The following is a 12,525-nucleotide window of genomic DNA, read 5'->3' on the forward strand; positions in this document are numbered from 1 at the left end:
ATTAATTGCCTAAATAAATTTTCATAATTTGCTCGCCCCAAAGAAAAGCAATCCAACCTGCAATAGCAATATATGGACCAAAAGCAAAAGGTTGATTTTCTTTTCGAATTTTGAGCAAGATGATGCCGATTATTGCACCAACAAAAGATGAAAGTAGCACAATCAGTGGCAGTAACAACGGCCCCATCCAGGCACCTAAGGCAGCAAGTAACTTAAAGTCGCCATAGCCCATGCCTTCCTTGCCAGTGATAAGCTTAAATAGATAATAGACGACCCATAAGCACAAGAAGCCAATGATATAACCCCAAATGGCAGCGGTGGGAGAGGTATAAATAGCATAACTATTTATTGCTAAACCAAGTGCTGCAAGTGTGAGAGTATAGCGATCTGGCAGGAGCTGCGTATCAAAATCAATAAAGGTTAAAGCGATGAGAATGTAGGTTAAGACTAGGCCAAAAAGCATTTGGATGGTTGGACCAAAGACCGCGACCACGATCAATGCACACATGGCTGTGAGCAGTTCAATAGCAGGGTAACGAATGCTAATTGGGTTATGGCAGGTGCCACACTTTCCACGCAGTACTAACCAACTAACCACAGGGATATTTTGATACCAGTGTATGACGCTGTTGCATTTGGGGCAGGTGGATGCTGGTTTGCTTAAGGTGAGTTTCGTTTCATCAATGATGGGTTGCTCAGGATGAAGTAACAGTTGACAATCAGTACGCCATTCTTGCTCCATCATTTTTGGGGTGCGGTAGATCACCACATTGAGGAAACTGCCGATACACAAACTAAAAACTCCAACCACGAAATAAAGTGCAGTTGGAGTGTTGATCAGAGAGGAAATTATTTCTTGCATTAAACCACAGAACCCATTTGGAAGATTGGTAGATACATGGCAATCACGAGACCGCCCACAAGTACACCCAAGACCGCCATGATCAAAGGTTCCATCATTGCAGTTAAGCCATCCACGGCATTATCAACTTCATTTTCATAGTGAGTGGCAACTTTATCTAGCATGGCATCAAGCGCACCAGATTCTTCACCAATGGCAACCATTTGTACTGCCATGGAAGGGAATTTATTGGTGGCACGCATGGCAAATTGAAGTTGTTGACCGGTTGCTACATCCTCGCGGATTCTCATCACAGCTTCTTCATACACCACATTGTTGGTTGCCCCAGCTGTAGACTCAAGTGCATCAATTAAAGGAACGCCAGCAGCAAAGGTTGTGGAAAGAGTACGGCTATAGCGAGCAATAATTGCTTTATAAACCAAATCACCAAAAATTGGGGCTTTCAGCGCGGCCTTATCTAACAAATTACGAAATTTTTTACTGCGTTTTTTGGTCTCGAGTAAAGCTGTAATTACGATACCAATTATAATAATCAAGATAAACCAATATTTTTGCATCCATTCAGACATGTTGACGACCATTTTAGTGAATGCTGGTAATTCTGCGCCAAAGGAACTAAATAAATCTTGGAAGACTGGTACGACTTTGACCATTAAAATAATGGTCACGATTAAAGCAACTACAACCACTGTTGCTGGATATTTCATGGCTTTCTTAATTTTTTGTTTGAGTAGCTCACTTTTTTCTTTATAGATAGCCACACGATCTAGCATCGTTTCAAGTGCACCAGATTGTTCACCTGATTCGACCAACGAACAGAATAAATTGTCGAAATATTGAGGATATTTTCTGAGAGCCCCAGCAAAGGTATTACCACCTTCAACTTCACCCTTAATGCCGAGGACGACTTCACGCATAGAGGGATTTTCTAAGCCCTCAGCCACAATTTCAAAACCTTGAACCAATGGTACACCGGCTTTCATCATCGTTGCGAGTTGTCGGGTGAAAATCGTGATGTCCAGCGTCGTCACTTTTTTCTTAAATACACCTTCAAGAATATTCTTTTTCTTTTCTCTAATACTCTTGATGGTAATCCCTTGTTTGCGCAAAGTGACTTTGGCTAGAGCTAGATTACGTGCAGGCAATTCCCCTTTGATTTTTGCCCCTTTACGATCAATCCCTTCATAATTGAAGGTTGGCATCATCTGTGCTTTTTTGACAGCCATGCATTTATCCTTATTCTTTCAATATTTCAATTATTCGCTGGTTACACGATTCACTTCTTGTAAGGAAGTGACCCCCTGCATAACCTTGAGTAAACCTGAACGACGTAAATTGTTAAATCCTAATTTTGCTGAAGCTTCTGCAATCTGTAAGGCATTGCCGTCTTCCATAATAATTTTTGAAATTTCTGATGTAACCTTCATAACTTCATAAATGCCGACACGACCTTTATAACCTTCACGGCATTCAGCACATCCTACAGGCTGATAAACTTTGAAATCTGGGTCTTTGATATCTTCTGCGGTAAAGCCCATTTCGAGTAAACTTTGTTCAGGAATGTCAGTAGGTGTTTTACATTGATTGCATAAACGACGTGCCAAACGTTGAGCGATTACGAGGTTGACAGAAGTGGCAATATTAAATGATGGCACCCCCATGTTGCGTAATCGTGTCAGGGTTTCAGGGGCACTGTTAGTATGCAGTGTCGACATCACCATATGACCTGTCTGCGCAGCTTTAATGGCAATTTCTGCTGTTTCAAGATCACGGATCTCACCGACCATTACAATGTCTGGATCCTGACGCAGAAAAGACTTGAGTGCGGCTGAGAAAGTGAGGCCGACTTTATTATTCACGTTGACCTGATTAATGCCTTCTAAGTTAATCTCAACTGGGTCTTCGGCAGTTGAAATGTTCGTATCTTCTTTATTTAAAATATTCAAACCCGTATATAAAGATACCGTTTTACCTGAACCTGTTGGACCTGTAATCAGTAGCATGCCTTGTGGTTTGTCCAAGGCTTGCATAAAGAGTTCTTTTTGATCAGGTTCATAACCTAATGCATCAATCCCCAACATAGCGCTCGATGGATCAAGAATACGCAGTACCAGCTTCTCACCAAATAAAGTTGGCAGAGAGTTGACACGGAAATCAATCGCTTTGCTTTTTGATAGCTTTAATTTAATACGCCCATCTTGAGGAACACGTTTTTCGGAAATGTCCATTTGAGACATGACCTTCAAGCGAGAGGCAAGACGTGTTGCGAGCTGTAGTGGTGGGCTGGCAATATGACGAAGTACACCATCGACACGATAACGAACGCGATACGATTTTTCATAAGGTTCAAAATGTAAGTCTGAGGCGCCCATACGAATCGCATCAATTAATAATTTATTGATGTATTTAACAATCGGTGCTTCATCTTCTTGAGGCGAATCATCATCATCGTCATTTGAATTCTGATGATCCTGCTCTAAGTCTAAATCAATGTCTTCATCGGAAAATTCGAAACTATCTGCTTGGGCAAAATTTTGTTCGATGAGTTTTTCCAGTTGTGGGTATTCAACAATAATCGCCTCAATGTTCATTTTAGAGTTGAAGCGAATTGCATCCATGGCATCCATATTGGTTGGATTGCTGGTTGCGAGATAAAGAATATTACCGCGGCGGAAGATGGGTAGGATACGGTGTTTAGTGATGAGTTTATCTTCAACTATATCTCGCAGAATTTGAGCCGAGTCATAAACACTTAAGTCAAAAACAGGTTCACCAAACTCCAAAGAAATCGTTTCAGCAATTACATTTGGGGAGAGTTTATAATTTTCGATCAGATAAGGAACAATATCTTGTTGAGCCTTTTTGGCAGCAAGCATCGCCTGCTGCATATTTTCAGCAGTCATGCGTCCGTCTTCGACTAAGCGTCGAATAAAGCCTGTGAATTTAGGCAAACCATTTGATACTGACATTCCCCAAGTCCTTAACTTCTCAATTGTTTATAATTGGTATCGTAAAATTATACTTTTGTTGCACAAAAATACCATATCTGAAAGTGTTGTCACCACCTTAATATCGATTAAAAGCATGAACTGGTCGTAATAGCAGGCGGTTTTTTTTACAAAATGCTCTTTGTTTTGATCGGTGTAGTTTCCATCAAAGAATAAATTCTGGAAGAAAACTATCTTTGAAAAATAAATACCGTGTAGAATGAGGCCGTTTTAATGAACTGTTTTGAATAGGGTGCTGTATGTCGGGTTCGACGATTAAGCCATGGGTTGTCGGCAATTGGAAGATGAACCCAATGCAGGCAGATGCCAAGCAATTGCTTCAAGAATTTAAACAGCTCTTGCAAGAGAAAGAAATAGCACAAGAAAAATGTAATATTGGCGTTGCACCTGTTGCAATCGCACTGGGTGCAACACAAGTTGAGCTTGCGAAAGCTGTACGCCCAGTTTTTACCGTAGCTCAAGATGTTTCACGTTTTGCCCATACTGGTGCATATACAGGTGAGGTGAGTGCAGAGCTACTGAAAGATAGCCAAATCGAATATGTTTTGGTGGGGCATTCGGAGCGCCGTGAATATTTTGCGGAAACTTCTGCTGTTTTAAATGCCAAAGCACAAAATGCACTAAATGCTGGTTTGACTGTCATTTACTGTGTAGGTGAAAGTCTAGAACAACGTGAATCGGGTCGGGCTGAAGTTGTTGTTTTACAACAAATTTGTGACTTGGCTAGTGTGGTGGTGGCGGAACAGTGGCAAAATATTGTGATTGCTTATGAGCCGATTTGGGCGATTGGCACAGGCAAAACTGCATCGCCAGAAGATGCACAGGCCATGCATGCAAAAATCCGTGAAGGTTTAACCCAAATTACCTCGTATGGCGCAAGCATGGCCATTTTATATGGTGGTAGTGTTAAAGCTGAAAATGCAGTAGAGTTAGCGGCTTGTCCAGATATCAATGGTGCGCTCGTCGGTGGGGCATCTTTAAATGCAACGTCTTTTTATAAAATTGCCGAAGCATTTGCAAATACAAAATAATTAGGAGTTCAGCATGCAAACTTTTGTGCTGGTAGTACATATTATCTTAGCTGTGTTGATGATCGTGCTGATTTTAGTCCAGCATGGTAAAGGTGCAGATGCTGGCGCTTCGTTTGGTGGTGGCGGTGCGGCAACTGTATTTGGTGCATCGGGTTCAGGGAACTTCTTGACACGATTAACAGCGATTTTAACGGCATTGTTTTTTGTCACCAGTTTGACATTGGCCGTGTTTGCTAAAAAGCAAACTACAGATGCATACAGCCTAAAGTCGGTACAAACGACAACTTCTGTACCTGTGCAATCGACTGAAACTTCACCAACTGCACCGAAAACAAGCGAATAATTGGAATTAGTCCTTTCTTTTTTGTGGCGATGCTACTAGAATGCGTCACAGCTGCGGTGGTGGTGGAATTGGTAGACACGCTACCTTGAGGTGGTAGTGCTTTCGGGCGTGGGGGTTCAAGTCCCCCCTTCCGCACCAACTTATGAATCCAGAAGATTAAGTTGGTGTATGCAGCAAATCTGTTGATGCGGGATGGAGCAGTCTGGTAGCTCGTCGGGCTCATAACCCGAAGGTCGTTGGTTCAAATCCAGCTCCCGCTACCAATCTTATTTTAGAGGCAAACTAAAGTAAGTGGTTTAAGTGATTAAACCAAGAATATTTTTGCATGTTGATGCGGGATGGAGCAGTCTGGTAGCTCGTCGGGCTCATAACCCGAAGGTCGTTGGTTCAAATCCAGCTCCCGCTACCAATTTGATTTAGGTGCAACTAAATCAAAGCAAGTATGAAGTATTTAGATTGAAAAATAGTTCATATTTGTATATAATTTTTGCACGTTGATGCGGGATGGAGCAGTCTGGTAGCTCGTCGGGCTCATAACCCGAAGGTCGTTGGTTCAAATCCAGCTCCCGCTACCAAGTTTCTAAAAGAGGCTCACAACAAGGTGGGCCTTTTTGCACAGTGGATATTGATTTTCTGTGCAATAATTGGGGCGATTACGCCCTTTTTTATTGGCTATCGTGTAGTGTCGATGTGCGCCGGATACGGTGAAAGTCAAAGTGTCATGTTCCACTACTACTATAGTTTGTATTGGTTTGTAGTGGTCAGTTTCGGCCATTGAATCGCACAAAATTGACGAGAGTAAATGAAGCTATCAAATAAAACCCAAGCACTCCAAGACTTAATTGCTCCTGCAGTGCAAGCCTGTGGTGTGGATCTTTGGGGAATTGAATTCCTTCCTCAAGGCAAACGTTCTTTATTGCGTATTTATATCGACAAAGCGGTCGATGAACATGCAGAACCTGTTATCAATGAAGATGGTGAGCTTGAACAAGGGCGCGGTATTGGTGTTCAGGACTGCGTACGCGTGACTCAACAGGTCGGTGCAATGCTCGATGTGCATGATCCAATTTCAGGTGAGTATGCGCTTGAAGTATCTTCACCAGGTTGGGATCGTCCATTTTTCCAACTTGAACAATTACCAGCATATGTTGGTCAACAAATTGCGTTCCGTTTGATCAGTGCAGTTGATAATCGTCGTAAATTCCAAGCAAAATTGGTTGCTGTAGATCTTGAAGCAGAAATGATTCAAGTTGAAGTGGAAAAGCAACAAGTACTTGAAATTGATAGTAATAATATTGATAAAGCCAATTTGGTCTATCAAGATTAATTCATTTAATAAATAAGAATCTGAACGAAATAGGTGGCTTATGGCACGTGAAATTCTTACCGTCGTTGAAACGGTTAGTAATGAAAAAGGTGTAAGTCGTGAAGCGATTTTCGAAGCCTTGGAACAAGCGCTTGTTGCTGCGACTAAAAAGAAGTTCTACGAAGGAACAAACTCTGAAGAAGCGCAGCTTCGTGTAGAGATTGATCGTAAAACGGGTGAATATAGTACTTTCCGTCAATGGACCGTAGTTGCGGATGAAGATCATGAAATGCCTGCGTGCCAAGACGCCATTTCAGATGTTGATCCAGCAAAATGGTCGATCGGTGATGTACGAGAGCTTGAAGTTGAGTCAATTGACTTCGGTCGTATTGCAGCACAAATTGCGAAACAAGTGATTGTTCAGAAAATTCGTGAAGCAGAGCGTGCGTTGATTGCAGATGCGTATGAGTCGAAAGTGGGCGAGTTGATCTACGGTGAAGTGAAAAAGCAGACCAAAGATGGCTTTATCATTGATCTTGGTGACAATGCAGAAGCGTACCTTGCACGTGAAGAAATGATTGCAAAAGAAATTTTGCGTCCAAAACAACGTGTAAATGCGATTTTGTTTAATGTGAACCGTGAAGGTCGTGGCGCACAGCTTCAGTTATCTCGTGCCAAGCCAGAAATGCTCATCGCGTTGATGAAAAAGGAAATTCCTGAAATTTCTGAAGAAATCATCGAGATTAAAGCAGCGGCGCGTCAACCGGGCGTTCGTGCTAAAATCGCTGTGAAAACCAACGATCATCGTATTGATCCGGTGGGTGCATGTATTGGTATGCGTGGTACACGTATCCAAGCAGTTCAGCAAGAGTTGAACGGTGAGCGTATTGATGTAGTGGTATGGTCTGATGATCCTGCTCAGTATATTGCGAGTGCTTTAGAGCCAGCAGATGTATCGGGTATCGTGATTGATGAAGAAGAACGTACAGCTGACATTATTTTCGCAACCAGCGACCAATTAGCGCGTGCGATCGGTTCTCAAGGTCAAAATGTTCGACTTGCATCTGAATTGACCGGTTATAAACTGAACATGATGCTTGAAGAAGAGTATCATGCTCGTCAGCAAAACGAAGCTCAACAATACCTAGACTTATTTGTATCACGTTTAGATATTGAAGAAGATTTGGCAATGGCTTTGGTTGAAATGGGCTTTACTTCTTTGGAAGAGATTGCTTATGTTCCGGCTGAAACATTTGACGAAATTGAATTAGATGCTGAAGTGGTTGAATTACTTCAAGGCCGCGCAAAAGAAGTTGCATTGGCTGATGCATTGAAACAGCAAGAAAACATCCAAGATCCAAGTGCAGAACTCGTTGCAATGGAAGGGATGACACAAGAGATTGCATATGCACTCGCAGCACGTGGTGTAATCACGATTGATGACTTGGCTGACCAAGCGACTGACGATATTTCAGATATTGAAGGTTTAGGTGCAGAGAAAGCGGGTCAACTTATTATGAAAGCGCGCGAATCATGGTTTAACTAGGAGATCATACATGACGGACAAGACGATACAAGAGTTAGCTCTCAGCGTGAACCGCCCTGTTGAGAAGCTCCTAGAGCAGGTTCGTGATGCAGGTTTACCACAGCGTAAATCGGACGATATTATCTCTACTGAACAACAAGATGCCCTCGTGCACCATTTGAAGAAAATTCATGGTCAAGACGATGGTCAGGCAGGAAAAATCACGTTGAAACGTAAAACGACCAGTACGGCTAAAGTAGCCAGTACATCAGGTAAGGCGAAAACAATTAATGTAGAAGTTCGCAAGAAGCATACATTTACTAAGCCAGATCCAGAACAAATTAAAGCAGAAGCTTTGGCGAAAGCACAAGCTGAGCAACAAGCGCGTGCAAACGTGCAAGCTATGGTTGAACCAAAAGCTGAAACGCCAGTTGTAAATAAAGCAGCTGCAAACTTTGAAGCAATGCGTGCTGCTGCTAAGCAAGAAACGACGAAGCAAGAAGTCGCAAAAGCAGCAGTTGTGGTGAAACGTAAATCAACCAATAAACCTGTGGTTAAAGCACAAGTTAAAGTGATTGAAACACCAGAACAGAAAAAAGCGCGCGAAGTTCAGGCAGCTCAACTTAAAGCAACTGAAGAAGCAGCTCGTCGTAAAGCAGCTGAAGAAGCACAGCAACGTACACTTGAGCAAATGCGTCAAATGGCGTCTAAATACTCAAATGAAGATGCAACAGCAACGATTCGTGTCGTGGATGATTCTCCACTTGCAGCGGGTCTTGTTGGTCAAGCATATGAAGATTCATTTGCCAAAGAAGACCGCGATATCAAACGTGGTACCAATACACCAGGTGCGCGTGCACCGAAGAAAGGTGGTCGTCGTGGTGAAGAACAGTCTTTCCGTGACAACACGCATAAACGTGGTTTAAAAACCAGCCAAGCAAACAAGCATGGCTTTGAAAAACCAGTTAAAAAACAAGTTTATGATGTTGAAATTGGTGAAACAATTGTGGTTGCTGACTTGGCTGCGAAAATGGCAGTTAAAGTACGCGAAGTGATTAAGTCGCTCATGAAAATGGGTGAACTTGTAACTCAAAACCAAGCGATTGATCAAGAAATTGCAGCGTTGATCGTGGAAGAAATGGGCCATAACCCAGTTCTTGTATCGGATACCCAAGCTGAAGATAACTTACTTGAAGCAGCAGAAGAAGCACGTGGCGCTCAAACGACTCGTCCTCCTGTTGTAACTATCATGGGTCACGTTGACCATGGTAAGACATCATTGCTTGACCGTATTCGTCGTTCAAAAGTGGCAGCTGGTGAAGCGGGTGGTATCACTCAGCACATCGGTGCATATCATGTAACGACTGATAAAGGCATTATCACATTCTTAGATACTCCGGGACACGCAGCATTTACTGCAATGCGTTCACGTGGTGCGAAATCGACAGACATCGTGGTATTGGTTGTTGCGGCGGATGATGGTGTAATGCCACAAACAGCTGAAGCGATTGATCACGCACGTGCTGCTGGCACGCCAATTATTGTTGCAATCAACAAAATGGATAAAGAGTCTGCTGATCCAGACCGCGTATTGAATGAATTGACTGTGAAAGAAATCGTTCCTGAACAATGGGGCGGTGACGTTCCTGTTGCAATGGTTTCAGCACATACAGGTCAAGGTATTGATGAGCTTCTAGATATTATTTCAATCCAAGCTGAATTACTTGAGTTGAAAGCATCTGAAGAAGGTGCTGCTCAAGGTGTCGTGATTGAAGCACGTGTAGACAACAGCCGTGGTGCGGTCACGTCTATCCTTGTTCAAAACGGTACATTGAAAGTAGGTGACCTGGTTCTTGCGGGTGCATCTTATGGTCGCGTACGTGCGATGACAGATGAAAACGGTAAACGTATTCAATCTGCAGGTCCTTCAATTCCAGTGGAAATTTTAGGTTTACCTGAAGCGCCAATGGCGGGTGATGAAGTTCTTGTTGTGAATGACGAGAAGAAAGCACGTGAAGTTGCGGATGCGCGTATGGATCGTGAACGCCAAAAACGTCTTGAGCGTCAAAGCGCAATGCGTCTTGAAAATATCATGGCGTCTATGGGCAAGAAAGATGTACCTATCGTCAATGTCGTATTGAAAACTGATGTACGTGGTACATTGGAAGCATTACACGTTGCTCTTGCTGACCTTGCAACAGACGAAGTTAAAGTCCGTGTCATTGGTTCAGGTGTTGGTGCGATCACTGAATCTGACGTGACACTAGCTGAATCTTCTGAGGCAGTTCTTCTTGGCTTTAACGTACGTGCGGATAACGCAGCACGTCAAAAAGCAGATGCTGACGGCATCGACATTCGTTACTACTCAATTATCTATCAATTGATTGATGATGTGAAAGCAGCGATGAGCGGTAAACTTGCACCAGAACACCGTGAAACAATTCTAGGTGTGGCTGAAGTACGTGAAGTGTTCCACTCAAGTAAGTTTGGTGCTGCAGCAGGCTGTATGGTACTTGAAGGTGTATTACACCGTAACAAACCAATTCGTGTCCTTCGTGATGACGTGGTTGTGTTCCAAGGTGAGCTTGAATCACTTCGTCGTTATAAAGAAGTGGTTGAAGAGGTTCGTGCTGGTATGGAATGTGGTCTTGCGGTGAAAGGTTATAAAGACATCAAAGCACTAGATAAGATTGAAGTGTACGATGTTCAATTGATCAAACGGAGTCTTTAATGGCGGGTAGTCAACGTCTTAAGCGTATGGCGGATACAGTACAACGAGAGTTGTCTGAATTGATCCGTCAAGAGCTGAAAGATCCACGCTTAGGTGGTCTTGTGACCATCTCTGCGGTGAAAGTAAGTCCAGACTTAGGTTATGCTGAAGTGTATGTGACTGTAATGGGTCGTGAGCTTGGCGATGAGCAAAGTGAGGCAGCAAATAAAGAAACACTTGATGTGTTAAACAAAGCATCTGGTTTCTTGCGTCATGAACTCAGCCGTCGTATTAAGACACGTATTACACCGCGTTTGCGTTTCCATTACGACAAAACCAATGCATATGGTAACTATATGTTTGGTCTGATTGCAGAAGCAGTGAAGGATTTACCTGCTGACGAAGCAAAAAAAGATGATGAGTAATTCAGTTTAACTGAGCATAAAAAAGCCACCCGAGGGTGGCTTTTTTATTTGCTTCATTTACATTTACAAATTGAATGAGTCAGAAATACCGAGTGTGACCGTGATTTCTATGTTACTGAGAAAGATCATCATTATGCTGCTTTTGGAAAGCCCTACGGCGCGTGCGTTGCCAAGGTAAGGGGCGATTTAAAGCTTCTGGTACATCACCACTGAGTGAGCGTAAACGTAAATGCAATGCTGCTTGTGCCATTAAGTTAGCAGATACTGGTGCAGTCAAAAATGCAAATAAGGTGAGCAATAGTTCAGGAAAACCAAAGCGACCTTGAAATGCAGAATAAATCATGGCAGCAATCAAAAAACTGCCCAAGCCAAGCGTACTTGATTTTGTGGGTGCGTGAAGACGCATGAATAAGTCGGGTAGGCGTACCATTCCAATTCCTCCAACCAGCATGAAGAAAGTGCCGATCATGAGAAAAATTGAAACCAGAATTTCCATTGTGAGTTGCATCTATATCGCTCCTAGTCAATCACATGACCTGAGGTGAAGTAGCGTGCTAAAGCGGCTGTAGATACAAAGCCTAACATCGCAACCAATAGCGCACCTTCAAACAATGAGGTGCTGGCCCAGTAAATGCCTAAAATGATAATCAAACAGGTGGCATTTAAAAATAAGGTATCGAGTGCTAATAGTCGGTCCACGATGGATGGGCCAATGATTAAACGAATCAAGCACAGCAGCATTGAGATCGTGACGGCAATTAAACAGATGCCGAGAGCATACGGTAAAATAGTCATGCATTATCTCCTGCTTGAACACCAAAAATTTGCATCAAAGGTTTTTCATAGCGCGCTTTAATATTTTGGATTTCGGCATCAGCATCATCAGTGCTGAGTGCGTGGACCAAAATATCCCCACGATCTTGGTCAATCCCTGCTGAAACGGTTCCAGGCGTTGTGGTAATAATCATTGCCAATAGTGTATTGACTTCCTCATGCTGCGTTTCAAGCGGAACACGAAACCATTTGGGTTCTAGACGATCAATCGGCCCTAGAACTTGTTTTGCCACGGTAATATTGGACATCACAATATCGTAAAGTACGACAAAAAGTAGTTTAACTGCTGATTTCCATTCAATATTTGGCGTATATGCAATGAAAGGTTTAATGAAACGTGGAATAAAGATACCGAGTAAAACTGCCATGACTAAACTCGCTACTTCAACACTATGCGCCAGCATTAGCCAACTAAGTGCAACCACAACCGAAACAAAAGGGTGAGGAAGCCAGCGTACTAGAAAAGAAGTCTTTTTCATGT

Annotated in this window: 12 protein-coding genes and 4 tRNA genes; 10 read left to right on the forward strand and 6 right to left on the reverse strand. The window is 42.8% G+C overall.

Features of this window, described 5'->3' with window-relative positions:
* Window position 1 precedes the first annotated feature (1 nt).
* Genes GBI16_RS02195 through pilB form a run of 3 tightly spaced genes read right to left on the reverse strand, consistent with a single transcriptional unit; the run spans window position 2 to window position 3,831 of the window.
* Window positions 2–862 carry an A24 family peptidase gene (locus tag GBI16_RS02195; protein ID WP_086209698.1) on the reverse strand — a complete coding sequence of 287 codons (861 nt, stop codon included), beginning with the start codon at window positions 860–862 and terminating at the stop codon, window positions 2–4.
* Entirely contained in the window at window positions 862–2,088 is a 1,227-nt protein-coding gene (locus tag GBI16_RS02200; protein ID WP_086209697.1) for a type II secretion system F family protein, read from the reverse strand. Before GBI16_RS02200 ends, GBI16_RS02195 begins: the two co-directional genes overlap by 1 nt.
* 30 nt (window positions 2,089–2,118) lie before the next feature.
* Window positions 2,119–3,831: a type IV-A pilus assembly ATPase PilB gene (pilB, locus tag GBI16_RS02205; protein ID WP_086209696.1), complete on the reverse strand. Its 1,713-nt coding sequence runs from the start codon at window positions 3,829–3,831 to the stop codon at window positions 2,119–2,121.
* Window positions 3,832–4,109: 278 nt separating this feature from the next.
* On the opposite strand from pilB, the gene tpiA reads away from it, so the two are divergent.
* The 10 genes from tpiA (at window position 4,110) to GBI16_RS02255 (ending at window position 11,210) form a co-directional block, all read left to right on the forward strand.
* Entirely contained in the window at window positions 4,110–4,901 is a 792-nt protein-coding gene (gene tpiA, locus GBI16_RS02210; protein ID WP_086209695.1) for a triose-phosphate isomerase, read from the forward strand.
* Window positions 4,902–4,914: 13 nt separating this feature from the next.
* The gene (gene secG, locus GBI16_RS02215; protein ID WP_086209694.1) at window positions 4,915–5,244 is read left to right on the forward strand and encodes a preprotein translocase subunit SecG; all 330 of its coding nucleotides are present in this window, start codon (window positions 4,915–4,917) and stop codon (window positions 5,242–5,244) included.
* 53 nt (window positions 5,245–5,297) lie between these two features.
* Window positions 5,298–5,382 (forward strand) — tRNA-Leu (locus tag GBI16_RS02220).
* 48 nt (window positions 5,383–5,430) lie between these two features.
* A tRNA-Met gene (locus GBI16_RS02225) sits at window positions 5,431–5,507 on the forward strand.
* Between the two features lie 69 nt (window positions 5,508–5,576).
* Window positions 5,577–5,653, forward strand: a tRNA-Met gene (locus GBI16_RS02230).
* A gap of 89 nt (window positions 5,654–5,742) precedes the next feature.
* Window positions 5,743–5,819, forward strand: a tRNA-Met gene (locus GBI16_RS02235).
* Between the two features lie 227 nt (window positions 5,820–6,046).
* Window positions 6,047–6,571: a ribosome maturation factor RimP gene (gene rimP, locus GBI16_RS02240; RefSeq protein ID WP_086209693.1), complete on the forward strand. Its 525-nt coding sequence runs from the start codon at window positions 6,047–6,049 to the stop codon at window positions 6,569–6,571.
* Window positions 6,572–6,611: 40 nt separating this feature from the next.
* Window positions 6,612–8,096 (forward strand): transcription termination factor NusA, encoded by a 1,485-nt coding sequence (gene nusA, locus GBI16_RS02245; RefSeq protein ID WP_086209692.1) that lies wholly within the window; start codon window positions 6,612–6,614, stop codon window positions 8,094–8,096.
* 10 nt (window positions 8,097–8,106) lie between these two features.
* A complete protein-coding gene (gene infB / locus GBI16_RS02250) occupies window positions 8,107–10,806 on the forward strand; it encodes a translation initiation factor IF-2 (protein ID WP_151706434.1) in 2,700 nt (899 codons plus the stop codon).
* Complete coding sequence (locus GBI16_RS02255) at window positions 10,806–11,210, forward strand: ribosome-binding factor A (protein WP_086209690.1); 405 nt, start codon at window positions 10,806–10,808, stop codon at window positions 11,208–11,210. Before infB ends, GBI16_RS02255 begins: the two co-directional genes overlap by 1 nt.
* A gap of 112 nt (window positions 11,211–11,322) precedes the next feature.
* On the opposite strand, the gene GBI16_RS02260 is transcribed toward GBI16_RS02255, so the two are convergent.
* The 3 genes from GBI16_RS02260 to GBI16_RS02270 are packed head-to-tail and all read right to left on the reverse strand — an operon-like array spanning window position 11,323 to window position 12,523.
* A complete protein-coding gene (locus GBI16_RS02260) occupies window positions 11,323–11,718 on the reverse strand; it encodes a Na+/H+ antiporter subunit G (RefSeq protein ID WP_086209689.1) in 396 nt (131 codons plus the stop codon).
* Between the two features lie 11 nt (window positions 11,719–11,729).
* The gene (locus GBI16_RS02265) at window positions 11,730–12,005 is read right to left on the reverse strand and encodes a monovalent cation/H+ antiporter subunit F (protein ID WP_086209688.1); all 276 of its coding nucleotides are present in this window, start codon (window positions 12,003–12,005) and stop codon (window positions 11,730–11,732) included.
* Entirely contained in the window at window positions 12,002–12,523 is a 522-nt protein-coding gene (locus GBI16_RS02270) for a Na+/H+ antiporter subunit E (RefSeq protein WP_151706435.1), read from the reverse strand. Before GBI16_RS02270 ends, GBI16_RS02265 begins: the two co-directional genes overlap by 4 nt.
* Window positions 12,524–12,525: the final 2 nt, after the last annotated feature.

This window comes from Acinetobacter sp. TUM15064, assembly GCF_008980265.1.
Lineage (GTDB): Bacteria > Pseudomonadota > Gammaproteobacteria > Pseudomonadales > Moraxellaceae > Acinetobacter.

Bases quoted from the DNA above. Each gene is read 5' to 3' on its own strand.
- secG (WP_086209694.1), top strand. From the start codon at position 4,915: ATGCAAACTTTTGTGCTGGTAGTACATATTATCTTAGCTGTGTTGATG.
- GBI16_RS02260 (WP_086209689.1), bottom strand. From the start codon at position 11,718: ATGCAACTCACAATGGAAATTCTGGTTTCAATTTTTCTCATGATCGGC.
- GBI16_RS02270 (WP_151706435.1), bottom strand. From the start codon at position 12,523: ATGAAAAAGACTTCTTTTCTAGTACGCTGGCTTCCTCACCCTTTTGTT.
- pilB (WP_086209696.1), bottom strand. From the start codon at position 3,831: ATGTCAGTATCAAATGGTTTGCCTAAATTCACAGGCTTTATTCGACGC.
- infB (WP_151706434.1), top strand. From the start codon at position 8,107: ATGACGGACAAGACGATACAAGAGTTAGCTCTCAGCGTGAACCGCCCT.
- GBI16_RS02265 (WP_086209688.1), bottom strand. From the start codon at position 12,005: ATGACTATTTTACCGTATGCTCTCGGCATCTGTTTAATTGCCGTCACG.
- tpiA (WP_086209695.1), top strand. From the start codon at position 4,110: ATGTCGGGTTCGACGATTAAGCCATGGGTTGTCGGCAATTGGAAGATG.
- GBI16_RS02195 (WP_086209698.1), bottom strand. From the start codon at position 862: ATGCAAGAAATAATTTCCTCTCTGATCAACACTCCAACTGCACTTTAT.
- GBI16_RS02200 (WP_086209697.1), bottom strand. From the start codon at position 2,088: ATGGCTGTCAAAAAAGCACAGATGATGCCAACCTTCAATTATGAAGGG.
- GBI16_RS02255 (WP_086209690.1), top strand. From the start codon at position 10,806: ATGGCGGGTAGTCAACGTCTTAAGCGTATGGCGGATACAGTACAACGA.
- nusA (WP_086209692.1), top strand. From the start codon at position 6,612: ATGGCACGTGAAATTCTTACCGTCGTTGAAACGGTTAGTAATGAAAAA.
- rimP (WP_086209693.1), top strand. From the start codon at position 6,047: ATGAAGCTATCAAATAAAACCCAAGCACTCCAAGACTTAATTGCTCCT.